Annotated in this window: 18 protein-coding genes and 2 pseudogenes; 11 read left to right on the top strand and 9 right to left on the bottom strand. The window is 64.1% G+C overall.

Annotated elements, in window-relative coordinates:
* Positions 1-4: 4 nt before the first annotated feature.
* On the bottom strand, positions 5-883 hold the full coding sequence (locus ACIPVK_RS03540; protein WP_407610603.1) for a carbon-nitrogen hydrolase family protein: 879 nt from the start codon (positions 881-883) through the stop codon (positions 5-7).
* A gap of 117 nt (positions 884-1,000) precedes the next feature.
* Here ACIPVK_RS03540 and ACIPVK_RS03535 point away from each other — a divergent pair, with 117 nt between their 5' ends.
* Positions 1,001-1,747, top strand: coding sequence for a FadR/GntR family transcriptional regulator (locus ACIPVK_RS03535; protein WP_407610602.1), 747 nt, complete (start codon positions 1,001-1,003; stop codon positions 1,745-1,747).
* Positions 1,748-2,509: 762 nt separating this feature from the next.
* On the opposite strand, the gene ACIPVK_RS03530 is transcribed toward ACIPVK_RS03535, so the two are convergent.
* Positions 2,510-4,168, bottom strand: coding sequence for a PLP-dependent aminotransferase family protein (locus ACIPVK_RS03530; RefSeq protein ID WP_407610601.1), 1,659 nt, complete (start codon positions 4,166-4,168; stop codon positions 2,510-2,512).
* Positions 4,169-4,350: 182 nt separating this feature from the next.
* On the opposite strand from ACIPVK_RS03530, the gene ACIPVK_RS03525 reads away from it, so the two are divergent.
* From ACIPVK_RS03525 to ACIPVK_RS03495, 7 genes are read left to right on the top strand one after another with little or no spacing between them, the layout of a single operon-like run.
* Positions 4,351-5,298 (top strand): ABC transporter permease, encoded by a 948-nt coding sequence (locus ACIPVK_RS03525; protein ID WP_407610600.1) that lies wholly within the window; start codon positions 4,351-4,353, stop codon positions 5,296-5,298.
* A 1-nt stretch (position 5,299) separates the two neighbouring features.
* Positions 5,300-6,295, top strand: a complete 996-nt coding sequence (locus ACIPVK_RS03520; protein ID WP_407610599.1) for an ABC transporter permease — start codon at positions 5,300-5,302, stop codon at positions 6,293-6,295.
* Positions 6,292-7,860 carry an ABC transporter substrate-binding protein gene (locus ACIPVK_RS03515; RefSeq protein WP_407610598.1) on the top strand — a complete coding sequence of 523 codons (1,569 nt, stop codon included), beginning with the start codon at positions 6,292-6,294 and terminating at the stop codon, positions 7,858-7,860. Before ACIPVK_RS03520 ends, ACIPVK_RS03515 begins: the two co-directional genes overlap by 4 nt.
* The gene (locus ACIPVK_RS03510) at positions 7,857-8,888 is read left to right on the top strand and encodes an ABC transporter ATP-binding protein (RefSeq protein WP_407610597.1); all 1,032 of its coding nucleotides are present in this window, start codon (positions 7,857-7,859) and stop codon (positions 8,886-8,888) included. The genes ACIPVK_RS03515 and ACIPVK_RS03510 overlap by 4 nt, the downstream gene beginning before the upstream one ends.
* The gene (locus ACIPVK_RS03505; RefSeq protein ID WP_407610596.1) at positions 8,885-9,886 is read left to right on the top strand and encodes an ABC transporter ATP-binding protein; all 1,002 of its coding nucleotides are present in this window, start codon (positions 8,885-8,887) and stop codon (positions 9,884-9,886) included. Before ACIPVK_RS03510 ends, ACIPVK_RS03505 begins: the two co-directional genes overlap by 4 nt.
* A 39-nt stretch (positions 9,887-9,925) precedes the next feature.
* Positions 9,926-11,605, top strand: a complete 1,680-nt coding sequence (locus tag ACIPVK_RS03500) for an amidohydrolase (protein ID WP_407610595.1) — start codon at positions 9,926-9,928, stop codon at positions 11,603-11,605.
* Positions 11,602-12,558, top strand: a complete 957-nt coding sequence (locus ACIPVK_RS03495; RefSeq protein WP_407610594.1) for a CobW family GTP-binding protein — start codon at positions 11,602-11,604, stop codon at positions 12,556-12,558. Before ACIPVK_RS03500 ends, ACIPVK_RS03495 begins: the two co-directional genes overlap by 4 nt.
* 20 nt (positions 12,559-12,578) lie before the next feature.
* Here the strand turns inward: ACIPVK_RS03495 and ACIPVK_RS03490 are convergent, their stop codons facing one another.
* The 7 genes and pseudogenes from ACIPVK_RS03490 to ACIPVK_RS03460 all read right to left on the bottom strand — a co-directional run bounded on the left by ACIPVK_RS03490 (position 12,579) and on the right by ACIPVK_RS03460 (position 20,449).
* Complete coding sequence (locus ACIPVK_RS03490; RefSeq protein ID WP_407610593.1) at positions 12,579-13,487, bottom strand: IS982 family transposase; 909 nt, start codon at positions 13,485-13,487, stop codon at positions 12,579-12,581.
* A 28-nt stretch (positions 13,488-13,515) separates the two neighbouring features.
* Positions 13,516-13,851: pseudogene (locus tag ACIPVK_RS03485) on the bottom strand (transposase); the annotation flags it as partial.
* Positions 13,852-14,290: 439 nt separating this feature from the next.
* Positions 14,291-16,801, bottom strand: coding sequence for a tyrosine-type recombinase/integrase (locus tag ACIPVK_RS03480; RefSeq protein ID WP_407610592.1), 2,511 nt, complete (start codon positions 16,799-16,801; stop codon positions 14,291-14,293).
* Positions 16,798-17,361 (bottom strand): tyrosine-type recombinase/integrase, encoded by a 564-nt coding sequence (locus tag ACIPVK_RS03475; RefSeq protein ID WP_407610591.1) that lies wholly within the window; start codon positions 17,359-17,361, stop codon positions 16,798-16,800. Before ACIPVK_RS03475 ends, ACIPVK_RS03480 begins: the two co-directional genes overlap by 4 nt.
* Complete coding sequence (locus ACIPVK_RS03470) at positions 17,277-18,095, bottom strand: site-specific integrase (RefSeq protein WP_407610590.1); 819 nt, start codon at positions 18,093-18,095, stop codon at positions 17,277-17,279. The genes ACIPVK_RS03475 and ACIPVK_RS03470 overlap by 85 nt, the downstream gene beginning before the upstream one ends.
* 76 nt (positions 18,096-18,171) lie before the next feature.
* Positions 18,172-18,483: pseudogene (locus ACIPVK_RS03465) on the bottom strand (transposase); the annotation flags it as partial.
* A 781-nt stretch (positions 18,484-19,264) separates the two neighbouring features.
* Positions 19,265-20,449 carry an acyl-CoA dehydrogenase family protein gene (locus ACIPVK_RS03460; protein WP_407610589.1) on the bottom strand — a complete coding sequence of 395 codons (1,185 nt, stop codon included), beginning with the start codon at positions 20,447-20,449 and terminating at the stop codon, positions 19,265-19,267.
* A 228-nt stretch (positions 20,450-20,677) separates the two neighbouring features.
* Between ACIPVK_RS03460 and ACIPVK_RS03455 the strand changes: the two genes are divergently transcribed.
* Genes ACIPVK_RS03455 through ACIPVK_RS03445 form a run of 3 tightly spaced genes read left to right on the top strand, consistent with a single transcriptional unit; the run spans position 20,678 to position 23,278 of the window.
* Positions 20,678-21,229: a MaoC family dehydratase gene (locus ACIPVK_RS03455; protein ID WP_407610588.1), complete on the top strand. Its 552-nt coding sequence runs from the start codon at positions 20,678-20,680 to the stop codon at positions 21,227-21,229.
* Between the two features lies 1 nt (position 21,230).
* A complete protein-coding gene (locus tag ACIPVK_RS03450; protein ID WP_407610587.1) occupies positions 21,231-22,124 on the top strand; it encodes an HpcH/HpaI aldolase/citrate lyase family protein in 894 nt (297 codons plus the stop codon).
* A complete protein-coding gene (locus ACIPVK_RS03445) occupies positions 22,121-23,278 on the top strand; it encodes a CaiB/BaiF CoA transferase family protein (RefSeq protein WP_407610586.1) in 1,158 nt (385 codons plus the stop codon). Before ACIPVK_RS03450 ends, ACIPVK_RS03445 begins: the two co-directional genes overlap by 4 nt.
* The last annotated feature ends 38 nt before the right edge of the window (positions 23,279-23,316 follow it).

Genomic DNA, 23,316 nt, shown 5'->3' with positions numbered 1-23,316 from the left:
TCCTTTAGGCGTTGGAGGACTGGGGCGGCCAGGTGGCCGGGCTGATCCGGCCCTGGTAAACGGGCAGTTCGATGGCGTCTTCACCATCGCGGAATTGGGACCAGGGTCGGTTGAGGTTTTCGGTGCCGTGGGTCCTGACGTGTTCGACGGAGGCAAGGTCCAGTTCCGCCGTGAGCAGCATCGGTGCGTCGTCGGCGGCCTCGGCGAGAGTGTTGCCTTCCGGGTCGACGATGATGCTCAGGCCTTTGCCGGTGGGACCGGCGCAGTTGACGCTGACCACGAAGACCTGGTTCACGATGGCGTTGGCCTTCGCGAGCACCAGTTCCTGCCGCCTGTCAGGGGTGGTGGTCTTGACGACGTTGAGAATGACTTCGGCGCCCATCCAGGCAAGCTGGCGTGACACTTCCGGGAACCACGCGTCGTAGCAAATGTTTAGGCCTACCCTGCCGACACCGGCCAGATCCACCGTGGTGAACCGATCTCCGGGATCGTAAGGCTCGAACGGGCGCCACGGGAAAACCTTCCGGTAATAGCCGGCCAGTTCTCCCTCCGGGGACAGAACCAGCTGGGTGTTGAACAGCTGCCCTTCCGGTCCCCGCTCACACACGCTCCCGGGGACAAGCCATATGCCCAGGTCCGCGGCAAGCTGCCGGAGTTCGTTGACCCGGGGGCCATCCAGCGGTTCGGCCGAGTCCTGGAGAACCTCCGTGCGCTGCAGGTCCGGGTTGGAATCCGCAAACAGATGCAGCTCCGGAAAAACCACCAGCCTGCTGTGCGGCTGGACGGCGAGAGCGGCTTCGACTTCGTCCGCGAACGCCGAGACGGGTTCGCCGATCAGCCGGGGCCGTGCCTGGGCCGCGATCAGGGGTAGGGTGCGTTGCATGTTTTTCTCCACGGTCGGGGTGTGATCTGTACTATATTAGATCAGAATGATCCAATTATGGGAAGCGCAAGAATAGGCCATAAAGTAGCGGATATGGCCCATCAGTTGGAGGACACCGTGAAAACTTCGCCCATCGGCGCCGGCAGGCTGGCCGGACTCGACCGCCGCAGCGCCATTGACGCGGTCCGCCTGCGCATTGGCATGGCAATCACGCTGGGGCTGCTGAAGCCTGGCGAGCGGCTGCCGGACCAGGAGGACGTGGCCCTGGGCCTGTCCGTCAGCCCGATCACCGCCCGGCGCGCATTGGCGAGTCTGGCGGAACAGGGCGTGGTGGTCCGCCGGCGAGGCCGCGACGGCGGGACTTTCGTGGCCGACGAACCTCCGCAGAGCGTCCTGGCCGAACTCTCGGCATCACCGGCCGAGTCCCGGGCCGTGAACCGGCTGGTGGACCAAAGGCTTCTATTCGAATGCGCCGTGACACACTACGCAGCGGCTAACGCCACCACAAGGCAACTGGATGAGCTCGACCGGCTGACCCGCGACATGGCTGACTCGACGAATTGGTCCGACTACCACCAAGCGGACGAACAGTTCCATCATCTGGTGGGCACCGCCTCTGGGCTCGGCACCGCCGTAGAGGCATACCACGAGACGTTGACAGAACTCTATGCCTATTTCATTCCCTACCCCATCGAAGTGCTGCACAAATCAAACCACGATCACAAGGCGTTGGTGGCGGCCCTGCGTGTCGGCGACAGCGACGGGGCGGTGGAGATTTCCCGCAAGCACGTGGACATTCTGCATCGGACGATGTTCATGGGCCTGACGGACGGCGGAACCCAGTCCGCCGCCGGGCGGTACTAGCAACGACCGGCATACTGCCCCAGAGCTCCGTGCGTGCTGCAAAGGGAGGGATTCCGGTGTGGAGTGCGGCCTCAGTCGATGTCCGGCAGACGATCCGGTTTTGGGCTTGTTTGAAGTTAGCAGGCGCCTTGGACAAGGCCAGGAAGGCATTGAGTTCTTGCAGCGTCGGCATTGTGGAGATGTCCAGCCCGGAGGGTTGTGGATCCATGGTTCACCCTTTCACCCTCGGGCGCAGCCATGGCGGCGAGAGAGTTGTGCTAAGTCGACTTGGCTCCAAGCCTATGGTGGATCGTCGGACGGGCTTGCCATCACGGTCATTTGTCCAACACCCAGGGCTTCGATGGTGGAGGCGGACACTGTTCAGGAGGCAAGGGGAATTTCAACGAGACGCGGGACCTATTGGCAGATAACGACCCGCTCCTGGAGAACCACGCCGCCCGGTGCATAACCCACAAGAAAGTTGTCTCCGAGCCCGTTCGTCAAATGACCACTGACCCATGCACCTAGGAGGGCGGCGCCGGTGGTACGTGTGTCACCGGGTCCGGACCCGGTCGCCGCGAGACAGCGACGACAGACATGATGATGGCCTCCGGCATGCGGTCAGGCTGATTCGATGCGATAGCCGATACACATAACCGTTCGCGCCGGAACTTGCTCGCCAAGACTGGGACCATCGCGAAACCTTGCCCGGAACACATGTCCTGCCAGACCCCTGGTGGCGGTATGCGTGTCGTAGGGCCGCCGCCGTGAAATCTCCAATCTCTACTTTTCTACTTTCATATGAACTGGCGGGATCGACGGTAGAGACAACGATGAATTGGAGGGCAGCAACGCCGCCAAGCGTCGCATGCCCTCGGGGATCCGTTCAGCGTTGATCACGCCGAAGCCAACCCGGATAAAACTATTCCCGTCCTCCGGGTTGGAGAAATAACGGTTGCCTGAATCGATCAGGATTCCGTGTTCACGGGCGTCGGCCGCAATCTCGAGCGACGGCCTCGCGACTCCCGTGCGTAGCCACAGCCCGGTCCCTCCAGGCGGCAGAATCTGACCCGGCGGAAACCACTCGAGTGCAGCTTCCGCGGCAGCCTGCCAGCGCAATCCCAAGTCGTTACGATAACGGCGGTACGAGCGGGCAAGATCCCCTGCCTCCATCAACAATGCAATGGCACGCTGGATGTGTCCCGGCGGTTGGCGATGGGCATATCGACGGCGTTGGCGTAGAGCGGCAATGAGCTTCCTGGGGCCCACCACGTACCCCATGCGCAATCCAGGGGCCAGGGTCTTGGAGAGTGTTCCCACGTAGACGGTTCTGCCGTTCGGGTCCAGGCTGGCCATGCAGGGGCTGGTTTGGCCCTGGTATCGAAGCTCGGCGTCGTAGTCGTCCTCGATGATTAGGAAGTCCTGCTCCTCGGCCTGGGCAATCATCTGCAGGCGTCGCTCCAACGACAGTGTCACGTTCGTCGGGTGCTGGTGGCTCGGGGTGACGTAGAGCAGCCGCGCCCCGTTGTAGTCCGATTGCGGGATGGCACCCTGAGCGTCAACCGGAACATCGATCATCCGGGCCCCAACGCGGTGGAACACGTGCCGCGCATCGGTGTAGCCCGGGTTTTCCATCGCCACCCTATCGCCCCAGCGAAGAGTCGTCTCCGCAAGCAGCTGCAGGCCCTGCTGGCTGCCCATGGTGATCAGCATGTTCTCCGGAGAAACCCGCAGGCCGCGCACCGTAAGGATTCGCGTGCACAATGCCTGCAGGAGCAAAGGATCGTCTTCCAGGCGGTCATCCAGGCTCGCATACCGGTGCTCGGAACCCAGCGCCTTCTTCAAGGCTCGCAGCCATGCCTCGTCCGGGAAGAACGCAGGGTCGTGCTGGCCCGTAACAAACGGGAAGTCGAAGTATTTCCATTGCCGCTCGCGCTGGAGCTCGGGCCATGGGGACTCACGTCCCGCGCTGGCCCATCGATCCCATTGGACCGATTCTTCCCAACGGTCGCCGCCGCCGCCGGCCGACTCGGGTTCGAGGAACTGGGCTATCGCCGGTAAGCGCTCGCTGACAAATACGCCACGCCGATCGGAAGGAACCAGATATCCCTCATCAATGAGTGCGTGATAGGCGCTCTGCACAGTCGTTCGAGAAACGCCCAAGTCATAGGCAAATTTTCGACTTGATGGAACGCGCGCGCCTGCAGGCCAGCTCCCCCGGACAATCAACTGTGCCACTGTCCTGCGCACCCGTGTCGCCAACAGAGTTCCGGCCGGCGCGGGGAGCAAAGCCATTCGAGCCGCGCGCGGCTGACCTGTCAACGGGCGCGGCTCTTGCAACGGGTTCATCCCACCACGATCCCACATAAGCATCTCGCTGTCACGATTGAAACTGGACTGCTGTAGATGAAGAAAACTGGATCTTGTGATGACCAGCTTCATGCGCCTAGGCTGTGATGACCGCCACAAGCGACCAGGAGTGATCGCGGGATTCAGTACATCCGACCTCGGTGTGCAGACCGCATCCACAGCGCCCAGGGACCGGCATCGCTCTCCCGCCGCCCACCGCCCCTAAGCATCAATTTCCCGAATGGTGTCCACCCACATTCCCAGGAGAAACACGCATGATTAGATACTTGGCCAAGAGGACCGGAACGGCGCTGTTCGTGCTTTTCGCGCTCTCCCTTCTTGTCTTCAGCATGGTCCGGCTCATCCCCGGAGACCCTGCCGCGCAGTACCTGAACACCTCAGACCCTGATCCCGAGGCGCTGGCTGCAATCCGCGAGCAGCTTGGGCTGACCCGCCCCTGGTACGAGCAATTCGTCGTGTGGCTCGGCGGAGTGCTGAGCGGTGACTTCGGGACCTCGCTCACCCGCCCCTTCGACATCACCACCCAGATCGCCGAACGTCTCCCGGCAAGCGTCGAGCTCGCCGTCATCGCCACCATCTTCTCCCTGCTCATCGGCATTCCGTTCGGGGCGCTTTCAGCAGTCCGCAGCGGAAAGATCGCCGATTCGGTGATTCGTGCAGCGTCGTTCCTGTTCCTCTCGGTGCCCGCCTTCGTGGTCGGCACGGTGTTGATCCTGGCGAACTCCCGGACGCTGAAGTTCCCGCTCATTGGCTACACCCCGCTGTGGGAGGACCCGGTCCGCTCGGTGGTCCAGATGCTCGTCCCCTCCATGGTGCTGGCGCTCCCGATGGGTGCGATCCTGTGCCGCTACACCCGCAACACGCTGCTTGACTCGCTGTCGCAGGACTACATCCGAACAGCTCGGGCCAAAGGTGCCAATACATCTCGCCTTGTAATCCGACATGCCCTGCGCAACGCCCTGGTTCCTGTTACAACCGTGGTTGGCCTCCAGCTGGGAACAATGATCGGCGGAACCATCATCGTCGAGGCGATCTTCGCGTTGCCCGGCATGGGTTCGATGCTCATCGAGGCCCTGAACTCGACTGACTACCCGACCATCCAAGGCTGTGTACTGGTGCTCGGCGCCGTCTACATCGCCATCAACCTCGCCGTTGATCTGCTCTACCCGCTAATCGACCCACGCATCCGGACGGTGAACTGAGATGACAACCGCCAATCACACCCGTCCCGCGGAACTAGGCACTCCTGCCGTCCCCGCAGCCATCAGACGCTTCGGAGGTGCGTTGAGGGCCAATCCCTCATTGGCCTTCGGGCTGGGGCTGATTGCAGCCATGTCCGTTGCCGCCGCAGTCACCGCGCTGTTAAGCCCCTACAGCGTCACCCAAATCAACGACCTGCCGTTCGCCGGCCCCACGCCGGAACATTGGCTGGGCACCGACAACCTTGCACGCGACAACTTCACCCGGCTGGCCGCAGCAACCCTCACCGGATTGCTCATCTCCTTCGCCTCCACCATGCTCGCGGCCCTGATCGGTTCCGGGCTCGGGCTGCTGTCTGGTTACTTTGGTGGGCTTCTTGACTCCTTTGTAATGCGTGGAGTCGACGTACTGCTTGCGATTCCCTCGATCTTGCTGGCGCTTGTCACCCGTGTGATATTCGGTCCTGGAATTTGGACCCTGATCATCTCCTTGGCCATCATTTCGGCCCCGGGATTCGCCCGTGTCATGCGCGCTCCTGCCATCAGCCTTCGGGAACGCGACTTCGTCACCTCAGCGGAAATTTCCGGCGTAGGCCGACTGAAGATCGCAGCGACGCACTTATTGCCAAACTCACTGACTCCGCTGTTCGTGCAGTTTGCCGCCACCGCTTCCATGGTGGTGCTCGTCGAGGCCATCCTTAGCTTCCTGGGGCAGGGCGTGTTGCCGCCTGATCCGTCAGCCGGGCGCATGATCGCCGATTCGACCCGGTTCATGGCCAGGGAACCGATGCTCATCCTGCTGCCAGCAGCGGTGATCATTGCGATGACCATCGCCTGGAACCTCATCGCGGACGGCCTGCAAAAACTTCTTTCCCCGCGCGATGGGGCCTTGAACATTTCCACTGCCCCACTGCTGGCCATCATTCGCCACCGCAAAATCGCCGATGTGACGCTCCCCGGGGCCGTCACTCGTCGCTCCGGCCGAAAGGAAACCCCATGACCAAGCGCCACAATCGCACCGTTGCCCTGGTGCTCGCGGGACTGCTGGCACTCACCGGTTGCAGCAGCGTCGCAGTAAGCGCCGCGGACATCCCCGATGGTCCGATTCGCGGGGGCATCCTGCAATACGGCACCGACGTCCAGCCGGTGGCCGGCGGCATCGATCCCTACTCCGCGCAGGCGTTCTCCGGAATGAATTTCTGGGTACAGATCTACGAACCGCTTCTCACCCGGGACGACCAGGGAAACATCCAACCCGGCCTGGCCACCAAGTGGGAACAACTTGATGCCACCACCTACCGCTTCCATCTGCGCAAAAACGTGAAATTCAGCAATGGCGAACCCTTCACCGCACGGGATGTGAAGTATTCCCTGGAAACCATGGCCGCGTCGGGCACCCTTCAGGCCAGGCTGCTGAACGAATTCGAATCCGCCACGGTCATTGACGACCACACCGTCGATGCCCACCTTTCCGCCCCCAGCGGCGTTTTCCTGGGGGTTGTCTCCGACGTCGGAACCGGGAGCATCGTCAACAAGGATTGGTACAGCTCGGCTTCGAAGGATGAGCGGCAACGCGGTGCGGTGGGCACTGGTCCCTTCAAGTTGACCGGGTGGCAGGATAACGTGGTGCTGGAACTGCGCCGCAACGAGCACTACTGGGACCCTCAGCTGCCCTATCTCGACGGCATTGATTTCCGCATCTTCGCTGACGAACAATCCCGCCTTGCGGCACTGCGCCAAGGAAGCATGGACGCCATCTGGCTGGGCGACGAGCAATTGGCCGAGCAGGTCCAGGGCGAGGGCTTTGAAATCGGGCACAATGCAGCGACCCGTTCGCTGAGCCTTTACATTGATTCCACCAGCGGGCCCACCGAGGACACCCGGATCCGGCAGGCCATCTCCAAGGCCATGGATCGGGAGAAAATCGCCCTGCTGGCCAGTTACGGCTACGGGAAAATCGCTGGCATCGTCCCGGTTGGCGATCCGGCCGCGATCGAGCACCCGGAAGACCTGCCGAACTACACCCATGACCCCGAGGGGGCCCGCGCATTGCTCGAAGACGCCAATGCCGTCGGCACCAAGGTCACCATCACCTACCCCTCGGACGCCTCGTTCTCACGCGACATCGCCCTCTACGAAGTCATGAAGGAACAACTGCGGGCCGTGGGCATCGAACTGGTGCTCAATCCCCTGCCGTGGGCCGACACGCTTTCAACGTTCGTCTCCGGAAAATTCAAGGGCATCATTGCCATCCCCGGGGTGGCCCGCTCCGACGCCTCCGCATACTTCGCAGGCTTCCTCTCCCCAAAGGCAACGACCAACACCACCGGCGCACATGGCAAGAAAGCCACGGCACTGTGGCAGAAACTCAACACCACCATCGACCCTGCGCAGCGCAAGGAAGCACTCCAGCAGTTGGAGACCGAGGTCGCCGACCAGGTGTTGAACCTTGTTCCTTATGTAGTTACTCAACGCCAAGAGCTTTGGTCCCCGCGCTTGCAGGGATACGCCCCGGACCCGTATTCATTCCGAATCAACTTGAAGAAGGGATGGCTCGTGCCATGACCTCCACCACGCACGTTGTTCCGGCAGTAATAACCGATACCGATGCGAGGCAGGCCCTGGACATCTGGGGGCTGAACATCAACTACGGGACCGGGCCCGACGTCGTCTCCGACGTCAGCCTGCGCGTCGCCGAGGGTGAGATCCTGGGCATCATTGGCGAATCGGGCTGCGGCAAGTCGAGCGTTGGACTGGCCCTGCTGGGGTTGCTTCCGGCAGCGGCACGCACCGAGGCATATCGCCTGCGGGTGGCCGGCAAGGACCTGGTCGGGCTCGGCGAGCGAGAGCTGTCCAGGATCCGCGGCAACGACGTCTCGATGATCTTCCAAGAACCCATGAGTGCGCTGAATCCGGTGATGCGGATCGGGGACCAGATCTCCGAAGTGTTGCGCCTGCACGGGGAGCGTGACAAGCGTCGCGCCGCCGCCCGTGCCCTGGAACTGTTGACCATGGTCCAGGTCCCGGAACCGGAGTTGCGGATGCGCCAGTACCCGCACCAGATGTCCGGCGGCATGCGCCAACGGGTCATGATTGCCATTGCCATGGCGGCGAATCCCCGGTTGCTGGTTGCCGACGAGCCAACCACGGCACTGGATGTGACGGTGCAGGCGCAGATCCTGGCACTGCTGACGGAATTACGCGGCAAGACCGGCATGGGCATGGTGCTGATCTCCCACGATTTGGGCGTCATCGCGAGCACCTGCGACAGGGTGGCGGTCATGTATGCGGGGCAGATCGTGGAGGAGGGAACCCCGGCGCAGGTCATGGAAAACCCCGCGCACCCCTACACACGCGGCCTGCTGGCCTCGATCCCGCGGCGCACCCAGGCCGCGGGCACCGACTTGCCGGCGATTAGCGGCGGCATCAGGCCCGAGGACCGTTCGCTGCCGGGTTGCAGGTTCGCGGCGCGCTGCCCGATGGCCGAGGAACGCTGCGCCGAGCCGCAGCACCTGCTTGACACCCATACCCCGGGGCACACGGCACGTTGCGTCGTGTCCACCCACGAGCTAGTCACGGAGGACCGTTCATGAGCAGCCACGAGGCAGAGATCCTGGTTGAATGCCACCAGGTGGGCCAGGAATTCGCGGCGCGCGGCGGCAACGCGGTGCGCGCCCTTGATTCGGTGGACCTGCAGGTCAGACGCGGGGAAACGCTGGGCCTCGTCGGCGAGTCGGGCTGCGGCAAGTCCACGCTGGCGCGGGCCATCATGTTGTTGCGCCAGCCCAGCAGCGGGCACATCGAGTTTGACGGGCGACGCATGGACACGGTGCGTGGCCGCGAGCTCAAGCGCCAGCGCCAACGCATGCAGATGGTTTTCCAGGATCCGAACGATTCCCTGGATCCGACCTACACCGTTGCCAGGTCCATCATGGAGCCGCTGCTGGCCTCGGGGCGCAGCATGGCCGAGGCGCGCAACGAGGCCCGTGCGGCGATCCTCGAGGTTGGCATGACGGAGGAGGTTTTGTCACTTCATCCGCACGAGTTCTCGGGTGGGCAGCGCCAGCGCATCGCAATTGCCAGGGCCCTGGCCACGCATCCGGAGTTCATGGTGCTGGATGAGCCGACCAGTGCCCTGGACGTGTCGATCCAGGCGCAGATCCTGAATCTGCTGGCCAGGCTGCAGCGCGAGCGCAACCTGACCTACCTGTTCATCTCGCACAACCTGGGGGTGGTGCGGCACCTCGCGGACCGGGTCGCCGTCATGTACCTGGGGCGGGTGGTGGAAATCGGGCCCACCGCCGAGGTGTTCAACAACCCGCAGCACCCCTACACCAAGGCGCTGCTTTCGGCCGTCCCGGATCCGGAGGACACCACCACCGAGCGGATCGTGCTCACCGGGGACCTGCCTAGCCCGCGCAAGCGCTACACGGGATGCGCGTTCGCTGCCCGCTGCTGGCTGGCCAGCGAGAAGTGCCGCACCGAGCGCCCCGAGCTGACCGAGCCAGAGGACGGCTCCGCAACCCAGCGCAGTGCCTGCCACCACTCCGAACTCGTTGCACTGCCGGTGCACGCCCCGAGCTTCGCCTAACCTTCCCCGTTTTTGAAGTCAGTGAAAGGAACACATCACATGGAACAGACCATCGTCTACCCCGCCAGCATCGTTCGCACCCTGGATCCGGCACGCCCCACCGCCGCCGCGGTTGCCGTGCGCGGGGAACGGATCCGCGCCGTGGGCAGCGTCGCGGAACTCATGGCCTACCCCGGCGCCGTGCTTGACGAACGCTACGCCGATGCGGTGCTCATCCCCGGCTTCGTCGAGGCGCACAGCCACGCCAAATCCGGCGACATGTTCGCCAACGCATATGTGGGGCTGGTTGACCGCATTGCCCCGGACGGCCGAAGGTGGCAGGGATGCCGCAGTGTCGAGGACGTGCTTTCGCGTCTGAGCGAAGCAGAGGCCGAACTCGAGGACCCCGAGGCCCCGCTGCTCGCCTGGGGGCTGGACCCCATCTACTTCACCGGCCAGCGTATCTCTGCGAGCGATCTGGACAGAGTCACCACCACGCGTCCCGTCCACATCATGCACACCAGCGGGCACGTGTGCTCGGTGAACTCGGCGGCACTGCGCCGCTGCTCCATCGACGAAACAACCACCGTCACCGGTGTGGTGAAGGACGTGGCCGGCCAACCCACCGGAGAATTGCAGGAATTTGCGGCAATGGGCCTGGCGGCTTCCCTGACCGAGGGCAGCGGTTTGCTCAGTATCAGCGCTGCGGCGTTGCGGGGTTTTGCGCAGGACGGCGTCAACACCGGCACCACCACCCTGACCGACCTGGGCTCCAGGTCCCTGATGGACGACGCCGGGGTCGAACTCTACCGCTCGGTGGTTGACGGGGATTTCCCGGCCCGCCTGAACGTCTTCCACTTCGGGGTCGGCGTCGGCAAGGTCGCGCTCTCGCTGACCGAGGCCGCGCAGCAGCTGGTGAAGCTGCGCGGGCTCTCCACCGACAAGCTGCGCTTCGGCAACGTCAAGCTCATGCTCGATGGCTCCATCCAGGGCTTCACCGCGCGCCTGCTGGAACCGGGCTACCTCGGGGACCAGCCCAACGGCATCTGGGCGGTGACCCCGGAGGAATTCCGCGAGGCCTTCGAGACCTTCCACGCGGCAGGCCTGCTGGTGCATGTGCACTGCAATGGGGACCAGACCACCCAGCTGTTCCTGGACACCCTGGAGGCGGTGCTCACCGCCCACCCGCGGCCCGACCACCGGCACACCTGCACGCATTCGCAGCTGAGCACCACCGCGCAGTACCGGCGCATGGCGGCCCTGGGGGCCTGCGCCAACATCTTCGCGAACCACATCTGGGCGTGGGGGGACCAGCACATGGACATCACCGTGGGACCGGACCGGGCCTCGCGGATGAACGCCACGGCCACGGCGCTGCGCCACGGGGTGCCGATCTCCCTGCACTCGGACACCCCGGTGACCCCGCTGGGCCCGCTGCACACCATGAAGCACGCGGTCACCCGGTTGACCGTCTCCGGCCGGGTGATGGGCGAGGCCGAGCGCATCAGCGCGCAGCAGGCGCTCGAGGCAGTCACTCTGGGCGGGGCGTACATGCTGAAGATGGACCACGAGATCGGTTCACTGGAGGCCGGGAAATTCGCCGACATGGCGGTGCTCACCCGGGATCCGCTCGAGGTGCCGGGCGAGGAAATCGGCGACATCCACGTCCTGGGTACCGTGGTCGGCGGACGCCACCACGTCAGCAACGTGCGGGCCACGGCGAAGGCCGGTGCCCGGTGAGCACCCGGCTGGGCATCATCGGCGGATACCTGGGCTCGGGCAAGACAACTCTGGTCAACCTGCTGCTGGCCGGTGCCTTGCCCGGGCGCAACGCCGTGGTGGTCAACGACTTCGGGTCCGTGAACATCGATGCCGACCTGATCGCCTCGGCCCATGGTGACACCATCGAGCTGACCAACGGTTGCATCTGTTGCCAGCTCAGCGACGACGTGGCACGCACCATGACGACGCTGGCGGCACGCACCGACCTGGACAATGTGCTCTGCGAGGTCAGCGGGGTGGGCGACCCCGGCGAGCTCGCCAGCTGGGGCAGCTACCCCGGGTTCGCCCCCGGGCCGGTCCTCGTCTGTGCGGATGCCACGGACGTGGTCCGCCTGCTGCGCGATCAGTATGTCGGGGACACCGTGCACCGGCAACTGGCCGCCGCCGACGTGGTGTTGCTGACCAAGACGGATCTTGCGATCGCCGCGGAGATCGGCGCCGCGCTGGATGCCTGCTCCGCAGCGGCCCCCCAGGCCAGGTTGCTGGAACAAGACCGCTGCCATCCGGAGCGGACCGCCGCCCGCGCATTCGCCGTAGGCGCGCCGCCGGAGTCGGAGCCAGCGTGGAACGCCTCCCAAAAACCGGATCTGCATGCCGACGCCCACGCCAGCAGCACCTTGTCTGTGTCCGATCCGGTCGAGGTGGAAGACGTGGCCCGGGCACTGAAAGATCAATCCAGCCGGCTGGTGCGTGCCAAGGGAACGCTGCGTGGATTTGACGATTGCTGGCACGAGCTGCAGCTCGCCGCTGGACGGGTGGAGGTCCAGCCTCGTGCTGCCAACCGGCCAGCACCGGCGAACCCGGGCCTGGTGCTGATCGCTTCCGGGTCGGATCCAATCGGCTCGCTCGAGGCAGCTGCGACTGTGCTGGCGGGGGTTCTGGGCGCCAGCTGCCCCGCCCTTCGCTCCTAGATGATTAAGTCCTATTGAAATCAGTGGTCGTAGGCGGTCAGGGGGCGTTTTCGGGGTTCGTGGGTTTTCCAGTTGTGCCAGATTCCGGCCGATAGGGCCAGGTGCTTTGAGGCGACGCGGGCGTAGAGCCCGTCGAGGGTCCGGGCGCCGTGGTGCTCGAGCCCGAGCTGGCCCTTGATGCTGTCGAAGACGGACTCGATCCACTGGCGGATGCCGCCGAACTTCCCGAATCGGGGCTTTTCGTCCTTGCGGTCCGGCCGCACCAGGTTGGCGCCGAGGTCCTGGGTGATGAACCGCTCGAAGTCCTTTCCGGCGAAGCCCTTGTCGGCGAGGATGGCCTGTCCGTCGCGGACCAGGTGGTGGTCGTGGCGCAGCAGGGCCTCGGTGACCTCGCGTTCCCCGAGCTTCGGGTTGGCCAGTCCCCAGCTGACCGGCATGCCCTCCGGGGTGCTGATCAGGTACAGGCAGAAGCCCCAGAAGTAGCGCGAGTGCGAGGCGCAGTATCCGTAGCCGGCGTGGCCGGCCAGGTCGGAGCGCTTGACCGTTTCACGGCTGGTGCCGCACGGAATCGGGGTCGAATCGAGCAGGCGGAGGATCTCGTGCCAGGATTCGGTGTCCCGGGCCAAGGACGTGATCACCGCGGAGATCAGCGTTCCGGCGGCGCGCACGCGTTTGTTGTAGCCGGATTGCTGTGGGATCCCGGGGAACATTTCCCGCAGGTGGGTGCGGGCGTAGCGGACCCACCGCGATTCGGAGGAATGTCCGTGGAGCAGGTGCTGGGCGACCACCAGGCAGAGCAGCTCGGCGTCACTGAGGACGGTCTTGCGCCCGCGCCGCCCGGGCTGGACATGACCAAGGTCGGGCAAGACGCGGTCGGTGAGGAAGACGTAGAGTGTTGAGTTTTGGGGCTCACATACGAGGCTTAACACTCTCTCACCGACCCTTTTATGGATTTATTCAAGCCCCAAGCTGTTCCAACTGACGGAAAATTGAGCGGGCTAGGAAGCGTTTGAGGCATCGTTTGATTTCTCGGTAGCTCAGTCCTTCTGCGGTTCGACGTTCAACGTAGGCCTTGGTTTTTTCGTCTCCTCTAATCCGATGCTTGGCAATAATGTCCAAGGCCATATTCAGCTGTCGGTCGCCTCCGCGGTTGAGCCTGTGACGCGTGGTGTTACCAGAAGATGCTTGGAGTGGTGAGGCGCCGGCCAGGGCGGCGAAGGCAGCTTCGGACCGGACCCTACCGTGGTGCGAGTAGGCCGCCAGGATGATTCCCACGGTCACCGCTCCCATGCCAAATTGGTCCTGCAATCCCGGGGCCATTATCTCGTCGAGGTCAACCAGTTCGACCTCGATTTCCTTGAGACGTGTCTTGCTGGCTTTGATGGATTTTGCCAGGTCGATTGCCTCTGCCCGGGCGACCCTCTGGTCAACGGTGTCATGCTCCCGTGCCCGCCAGTCACAGATTTCCTTGACCTGTCGGTCGCTCAGCGCCTTGCGGGCGTCAATCCCCAAGTCGACCTGCCGCACCAGTGCGTTCAGTGCGTTGCGGTTTGCGGTGCGTTGGTGGTCCACCCGGCGGCGGGCCGCCAAGAGCACGCTGATGGCCGCACGTTCCCCGTCGCGACGGGGATGAAGCAACAAATCGGTCTCCTGCCCCAAAACACTCATCGCGGCAGCGACCGCGTCAATCTGGTCTTCTCCGAACTAAAATATGCAAGGTTTTGTGGCGTAATTACGGGCTTTTCGAGGCGTTTTTGGGGTCGATGTTGGTGCGGCCTGCCGTCTGGGTGAAGGTTGGCATGCCCAGCTGGGTGGTGGTGCGGCGGGCGGTGATTTGGTCCATTTCGGCCAGCTTGGCTCGGGCGCCGGCGAGGCTGACCTTCAGGCCCTCGGCTTCCCCGAGCCAGCGGTGCGTTTCGGCTTCCTTGATGCGCTCGATGAGGTTGTCGCGGATCTGGACCAGCCTGGGCCGGGCCGTGGGGTCGGGTCGCAGCAGTGGGCAGCGGATGCAGCTGTGCTCGTGGATGCAGGGGGTGTCGTAGGAGCGCCCGCAGTCGCCGACGGCGACCTTGCGGTGTTCGAAGTGGCCGATGAACTCGTCCCATTCCTCGTCGGTGGGGGTGCGGTATTCCTGGCTGGGTCGCAGGGCCCGGCGGCGGGCAATGAATTCACGGTGGCCCTTGATGACTTCCTCGGGATAGACGGAGTTGTATCCCATGGTCGTGTTGATGTCGCGGTGTCCGGCGACCAGCTGGGCAATGTGTGGTGGCATGCCGTGCATGATCGCATCGGTGATGAAGAGCCGCCGGAAATCGTGGAAGGTGTAACGCAACGGCTTCCCGCCACCGTCCCTGAACCCGATGCCGTCCAGCGCGTGATCGAGGTAGCCGCGAAGCGCTTTCTCGGAGACTGCCCGGTTTTCCAGGCGCCGGTGCCATTGGAAGAGCAGGGGCAGGGGCGGGTTGTAGACGCGCTCGTTCTTGTCGTAGGACACGACCGCTGGCACGTGGGGTTGGCCCGCACGAATCCGGGAAACAACTTGGGAGAGCACGTCGGCGAGTTCGGGTGAGATGACTAGGAGTCGTTCGGCGTCGGTCTTGGACGGGGCGATCTGCAGCAGGGGTATCAGTGCCCCGGTGTCGGGCAGCTGGTATTGGATCAAGCTGTGGTGCGAGAGCTCGCCGAGTTCCTCGATGCGGATGCCGGTGTGCCGCAGCACCTCGACCATCGCCCACGTCCAGAAGGCGCGGTGTTCCTCGAACATGAGGTCAACGCGTGGTCCGCCGTCCGGTGGTTCTGCCCAGATGTGTTTGCCGCCCGGTAGCTTCATGACCGAGCGGCGCAGCGTAAGGCCGGCTGACGTAAAGCTGTCGCCGGGTTCGGTGCGTTTGGCGGCCGAGAGTCGTGCGTCGGTGAGTTCGCGCTCGGATTGCACCCACGAGACCAACGCGGGCAACACCGGCAGGCGTTCGCGGGTGCGTTGGTCGGTCCGGGATTTGCGGGCCATACGGGCCTTCTTGTGGGAGACGTCGGTGGCGTTGACCGGGCATCGGACCGCCCATGGTCCCCAGCGGGTGGGGTCGTCGTCGGCCCACTCGGCCAGGTCCAGGTAAAAAACGCGCACCGCCGAAAGAACGCTGCGCCCATCAAGACGCTCCAAGGTTTTCTGGATTTTTTCACCGTTGGCCGTGGTGCTGGTGAAGGTACGGGTCATGACCCTCTTTTTCCATGAAGCGGAGACGTCGCGTGGAAGTTTCAACGAATCAATCCCCGGGTGGTGGGCCTCCAGATCGGCCCAGAACAACTTGCCCGACAGGTAGGCCATGTGTTGCAGCGAGGAGAAATCCAAGGCCAGCTGGCGTTCACGCAGGTAGTCCACAAGCACGTCCCTCACCGGGCGGCATGTGATGTTGTAGCGGTCGATGAGCTGTTCGCAGGTCGGTTGCCCGTTGCCGGAGAACATCTCCAGCGCGGCCGGCGCTTCCTCTCCCAGGATTCCATGCCAGCGGAGCAGTTGATAGAACAGAGTGCCGTGGAGATTCTTGTGGGCTTTCCTTGGAAGTCCGGCCATGATCTCCGCCAGTTCAACGCAGTCGCCGACTTCGATGTTGGCAACAAGTCCGCCCTTGGCCGCCATGATCGCAGCGATGTGGGTCAGTGCCTGCTGACTGACTGACAATCCCACCTGCTCGGTGAGACACGTGTGCTTCATGGCAGTAAACGTCTGCTGATCGCGTGTGCGGGCCATCTCCAGTGCCAACGATCGACGGGCCGGAGCGAAGCTCAACAACCAACCCAGGCTTGGACGGATGACATCTGCGCAAATCAGGACGAGCAGTCCAAGACTCAGGCGCGGTGCAGGGGAATTGGCCGACCCTCGGCCTGTGTATTCGGCGGTGAACAAGTCCCGCCAGTCGGTGGCGGCCTCGGCCCCGCTGGCTTCCCAGCGCTGCTGCCACGTTTCCCCCGGGAACGATGAGAGCCAACCCAGCACCGCCAACACCCCGGCTGTCCGTGGCCGTTGGCTGCCGGAATTCTCCAGCCTGAACGGCAACGTGAGAACCCGTTCAAGCACCGCCGCGCGGTCCAGGCAGGTCGAAGGCCATGAGGATCCGGAAACACGGGAGTGGAACCCTGCCTTCAACTGCGCGCCTGTTGGTGCCACCGTCCTGCCCGCCGCGGATTGGCCCGCAGCCGTGCTGCTCTTCACCGGAGTGCCGGTCAACTGGCCGTTCCCGCTCATGAAGGGTCCTTTCCGAAGAGAATTTCCAGACTCTCGGGCCGGTATTCCGGGGCAGGAGTCGGGCCCTGGTCACGCGTCAGCTGCCGGGCATGGAAGGCCAGAACCCCGGCAATGACTTCCTCGGTGACCGGATTCAGATACCGCTGAGTAGTCGACAAAAAAGCATGACCAAGGACCCATTGCACGTCCGTCAACGGCATCTGCGGATCCCGTGCCATCCGGTACGCGGCCGTATGCCGCAGGTCATGCAACGACCAATGAGTGCCCAACGAGGCATTCACCCGGTCAAACATCGCGCGGGCCGCATCATAGGTCAAGGCCCTGAACGGGCGACGCAGCGTCCACCACAACGGCTCGTCCCGGCCCGACGGAACCAGGCCCTGGATCTGTGCTTGGTAAAGCCGCAACCAAACAAAGGCATCCGGGGCAGCCGGCAGCGGTTGCAGCGCTCCGGTGCCCTTGCGGATCACGGTGATCAGTTGCTGCCCGGGATCCGCATCGGCGACCGTGGCACCCAGCAACTCCGAGGCCCGGGCCCCGGTCGAGACCCAGAACGCCACCAACGCCCGGTCCCGGTCGAGACCCAGAACGCCACCAACGCCCGGTCCCGGTGGGAGCCCAAGGCCGCGAACAACCGGTCGAATTGCTGATCGGGGATCGCCTTGGGCGCCACGGTGACGACCTTGGGCCGGTAGCGGCCCCGGCGTTTCCCGCCGAATCCTTCGGTGGAGTTGTGCGGTGCCCGCCCCCGGGAGCCTGCCCGGGATCGAGCCAGCGGAAAGGGGTTGAGCATCGGCCCGGTCCCGGCCTCCAGATGGAAGTCGTAGAAACTACGCAGCACGCTTTCGCAATGCGCCACGGTGACCGCGGCGTACCGATCGCCCTCCGGGGTGGCGCCGGGACCCGGTGCCACTTCTTCTGCCCCAGCTGCCGTCTCGGGTATCGGGCCGCCGCCGTCCGGATGCCGCCAATGGGGGCGCACCGGTTTGCGGGTGACCTGCAGCCAGCGGCAGAAATCACGTCCCTCGACCCGGGTCGCCTGGTCCCACTCCACCTCGAGCGCAGCCAGGAACCTGAACCACCGCAACAGGTCCATGCCGTAGGAGCGCAACGTCTTGGCCGACCGGCCGCAGGCCAAAAGCTCGGCGAAGTAGGCCGCCGCCGGCCCGATGCTTTCCCCGGTGGCGTCAACCAGCCGGAAGGGTTCGAAGGGTTCGCCGGTCGCCACCAGCGCCCCCGACGGGGGTACCTCCAGCCGGGCCAGGACCCGGGGGACGTTCTCTTGGTTGTCCATGGGAACAGAACCTAGCCGATGCCCACCGGCTGCTCCTATGGTTGTTCCGGATGGGCTTGGGTAGTTCGGTTAACACGTCATTCTTCCCAATGCCATGACGGGACTTTTTCTTGGGCGGCTTCACCGCCACCACCCGTACTCCTTCAACGATCAGGGCACGGCGGATGGAAGAACCGTAGGAGTTGGTCCCCTCGATGGCGGCCAGGATTTCACCGGTGGTGTTCCTGCGGATCCAGGCGGTGGCGCGGTTCATGCCAGGCTTGGTGACGGGGAATGCTTCACAACCCACGCGGGCTCCGGTGGCGGTGTCGATGATGGCGTAGGTGTGGGTGCGCGAGTGGGTGTCGATGCCGATGACGTATCGGTAGTTTTCTGCCACGATGGTCATGACGGTGATCCTTCTTCCAGTCGGTTGCCGTTGGTGGTGGCATCGGTCTGGTGTTGAAGTCTTGTCCGGCAGATCTCTAACGAGACACGCACCGCGAAGGTGTGGTCAACCTTTTATCAAGCCAGGGCAAGGGGTCAGGCTGATGCCGCCCCCGGAGACGGACGGGTCGGTGAGAAGTCACCTGAAGTCCAGGGACTGATGTCCAGTGAGTCACGTCGTCGAGGGTGGCACCTATCCTGCCAGCGGGTACCAGACCTGCCAAGATCCATTAGAGATGTCCTGCGACGGCACCGATTAGGACTTATTCATCTGTGAGATAACGTCCCACTCAATTTCAGCCAACCAACTTTGGTCGGACCTCACCGGGGGTGAACCCCGTGTCCTGGATGCAGCTCGGCGTCCTCTCATCAGACCATGCGACCAGGGTCTGGGACCTGAAGTGCTGGAGTTACCGGCTGTTTTGGGATCGCCGGGAAAATCATCAGCAGCGCACGGCAGAAAAGATTGCTGGTCCCCGATGCCGCACCCGAATCACATCTTTTCACCAACCTCATCGAAAGCACCGCGCGCCTACGCCGTTGCTGGCGAAAAGGGCATCTCGAGGCATAAGACTCGTGCACTGCACAGGCCCATCGAGATGAAAGAAACCCTTCCCGGGAGATGGAACCTGGCGTTGGGCCAGCGACATGGCGATCACGGCCTGTCTGGAAACCGCCCAGGCCGTCGTTCCTGGGACAATCAAGAAATCAGCCGCCTGCCGGCAACCGATGACATGTCGAGGCTAGTAGGAGCGCGGCAGGCCGAGGACCTTGGTGCCGATGAAGGCCTTGATGAGGTTGTTGTTCACCGGGGCGACCTGGAACATGCGGGTCTCGCGGAACTTGCGCTCGATGTCGTATTCGTCGACGAAGCCGTAGCCGCCGTGGGTGTTCAGCGCGGCATTCGCGGCGTCCCAGCTGGCCTCCGAGGCCAGGTGCTTGGCCATGTTGGCCTCGGCGCCGCACGGTTCGCCGGCGTCGAAGAGGCGGGCCGCTTCGTAGCGCATCATGTCGGCGGCGCGCACCTTCATGTAGGCGTCCACGATGGGGAACTGGACGCCCTGGTTGGCGCCGATGGGCTTGTCAAAGACGATGCGGGAATTGGCCCAGGCGGTGGAGCGCTCGGTGAACCAGTAGCCGTCGCCGATGGCCTCGGAGGCGAGCAGGATGCGCTCGGCGTTCCAGCCGTCGATCACGTAGCGGAAGCCCTTGCCGACCTCGCCGATCACGGCCGAGGCTGGTACGCGCATGCCGTGGTAGTGCAGCTGGTTGGTGGCGTAGTTGAACATGGTGCGCACCTTGGTCACCTGAAGGGTGTCCGGCTGTTCGGCGCGGACCTGGCGCAGGTCCACCAGGAACAGGGTCAGGCCGCGGGTCTTGTCCTCGCCCTTGGGTGAGGTGCGGGCGAGCACCAGGAGGAGGTCGGATTCCTCGATGCGGCTGGTCCAGGACTTGTGCCCGGTGAGCACGTAGTCGTCACCGTCACGCACGGCGGCCATCTCGATGCTGGTGGTGTCCGAGCCGGCCTTGTCCTCGGTGATGGAGAAGGCCTGCAGGCGCAAGGTGCCCTTGGCGATTTCCGGCAGGTAGGCCTGCTTCTGTTCGAGGCTGCCGTGGCGCAGCAACGCTCCCATGGTGTACATCTGGGCGTGGCATGCCGCCGAGTGGCCGCCGGAGTGGTTGATCTCCTCCATGATGACGCTGGCCTCGGTCAGCCCGTAGCCCAGTCCGCCGTATTCGGTGGGGATCAGGGCCGCCAGCAGGCCCGAGGCGGTGAGCCGGTCGACGAACTCCTGCGGGTAGGCCCGCTCCTGGTCGGTCTTGCGCCAGTACTCGTCCTTGAAGTCTGCGCAGAGGTCGCGAACGGTGCTGCGCAGTTCGTCCAGGCCTGGCTTCGCGGTCGTGTTGGTTTCTAGCACGGCGGTCATCTCGTCCCCTTGATGGTGGAAAGTGGTTCCCGGGCGGAGCCGGGAAGTTTGCGTTGTAGAACACGGTACAGAAAATATTTTGTTCCCACAACCCCTTTCTCTAAACTGGCCCATGTCAAGGGAATCCTTGACTTTGCGGGCAGCTATGGATCAAGCTTGACTAAGGCAGTGAATATATTTTGAACTACAGAGGTCGTTGCAGAAGCCTCGGCACAGATGGAGGAACCCATGGAAAATATTGTTGCTAGCGAAGCCCGCGTCGTCGAGGGCTGGACCGGACGATTGTTCGAGGACTTCACCCCGGGGGACATCTACTACCACCCGTTCGGCAAGACGGTGACCGAGAACGACAACCAAATCTTCACCCTGTCGACGCAGAACGTGGCCAAAACCCACCTGGACAAGAACTTCGCCGCCCAGACGGAGTTTGGCCTTCCCCTGGTGAACTCCACCTTCACCCTGGCCCTGGTCACCGGCCAGTCGACCATCGACCTGTCCATGAATGTGTTTGCGAACATGGGATGGGACGAAGTGCGCATGCCCAACCCCGTGTACGAGGGTGACACCATCTACTCGCGTTCCAAGGTGCTGGCCACCCGCGAATCGAAGTCGCGCCCCAACCTGGGCCTGGTCACCGTGGCCACCGAGGGGTACAACCAGGACGGAAAGATCGTCATCAGCTACCGCCGCACCTTCATGGTCTACCGGCAGGGGCACCTGCCGTCTGTCGAATCGGCCCGCCCGGACGAGTCAAGCCTGCCGAACGTCGAGGAAAACTAGCATGCCCGGCACGCTGCAAACCGAAGCCGGCCAAACCGCTTCCGGTTCCCACCTCGCGGCGAACGCCCTGACCTGGCTCTTCGTGCCGGGGGACCGCCCCGAACGCTACGCGAAGGCCGTCGCCTCCGGGGCGGACGCGGTCATCATCGATCTCGAGGACGCGGTCGATGCCGCCGCCAAGGCCAAGGCGCGCAACATGGTGGAAGGATTCCTGGACGAGGGGACCGCCGGGGTGTTCGTGCGCATCAACGATGAAAGCACCGAGTACTTCGCCGACGATGTGGCAATGCTCGAACGCGCAGCCTCCTGTGAAGGGCATGGCCTGTTGGGGGTCCTGCTGCCCAAGGCGGAAACACGCGGGGGCATCGAATCGGTTCGCGCCCGCCTCGCCGACGGAATCGGCCTGGTCGCCATCATTGAATCGGCGGCGGGGGTGCACAACGCCCACCAGCTGGCGGCCACGCCGGGACTGGACCGCCTTGCCTTCGGGGCACTGGATTACGCGTTGGACTTGGGGCTTGGCCCCGAGCCGCGGGCACTGGACCACGCCCGTTCGGTGCTGGTGCTGGCCTCCAAGGTCGCCGGGCTTCCGGCACCGCTGGACGCACCGTCCTTGGCCATCAAGGATGCCGAACAGCTGCGGCTCGACGCCGTGCTCAGCCGGAACTTCGGATTCGGGGGCAAGCTGTGCATCCACCCGGGCCAGCTGGCCCAGGTCCTGGCGGCGTTCAGCCCGAGTGAGGACGAGCTTGCCTGGGCCCGCCGGGTGGTTGACGTCGCAGCCGAGGGGGCCGCGCAGATCGATGGACGGATGATCGACCGGCCGGTCATTGAACAAGCCAGGCAAATGCTGGCCCGCGCCGAACAACTCACGACGAGCAAGGACAGAAAATGAAGAACCTCCCCCTGGAAGGCATCACCGTCGTATCCCTGGAACAGGCCGTCGCGGCTCCCTTCGCGACGCGCCAATTGGCCGACCTCGGCGCCAGGGTCATCAAGATCGAACGCGACAGCGGGGATTTCGCCCGCGGCTACGACCAAAGCGTGGACGGCATGGCCAGCTACTTCGTGTGGCTGAACCGTTCCAAGGAATCGGTCGTGCTGGACCTGAAAAGCGACGAAGGCCAGCAGGCCCTTCACGAGTTGATCCGGGGCGCGGACGTCCTGGTGCAGAACCTGGCACCCGGGGCACTCGAACGCCTGGGCTTCGGTCCGGATGCGGCCCTGGAAATCAATCCCCGGCTGATCCACACCTCCATTTCCGGCTACGGCACCGGCGGATCCTACGAACACAAGAAGGCCTATGACCTGCTCGTGCAGTGCGAGGCCGGGTTGCTGTCGGTGACCGGCAGCGAGGCCGAGCCGGCCAAGGTCGGCATCTCCGTGGCCGATGTCAGCGCCGGGATGTACGCCTACACCGGGATCCTCACGGCCCTGTTCAACCGCGTCAAGACCGGCAAGGGCGAGGTCCTGGAGATCTCGATGCTCGAGGCCCTCGCCGAATGGATGGGACAGCCCTACTTCTATGCCGAGTACTCCGGGAAGCAGCAGCCGCGCACCGGAGCCCAGCACGCAACCATTGCACCCTACGGCCCGTTCGAGGCCTCCGGCGGCACGGTGTTCTTCGGGATCCAGAACGAACGCGAATGGCAGGGCTTCTGCGCCGAGGTGCTCGGAGACGCACCATTGGGCCGGGACGAGCGTTTTGCCAACAACACGCTGCGCGTGGCCAACCGCGAGGCCCTGCACGAGGCGATCAATGCCGTGTTTGGACGACTCGAGGTTGAGCAGGCGGTGGCGCGCCTGGATGAGGCGGGGATCGCCAATGCCCGGATGCGCAACATGCACGAATTGTCCGAACATCCGCAGCTGGAAGAACGCGGACGCTGGGTGGACGTTGGTTCACCGGTCGGCCCGCTGCGTTCCCTGCGTCCGCCGGTGACGGCACGGAACTCGGCGATCCGCATGGACCCGGTCCCGGCGCTCGGGGAACACACCGAGCGGGTCCTGGCGGAGCTGCGCATGGCGCGCAGCGAAGCGGCGGGCTGAGTCCGCCGCCATCCATTCGATACCCTAGAGTCCGGGGC

Source organism: Paeniglutamicibacter sp. MACA_103, assembly GCF_045798555.1.
Lineage (GTDB): Bacteria > Actinomycetota > Actinomycetes > Actinomycetales > Micrococcaceae > Paeniglutamicibacter.
This window is presented reverse-complemented; position numbering and strand designations above follow the sequence as displayed.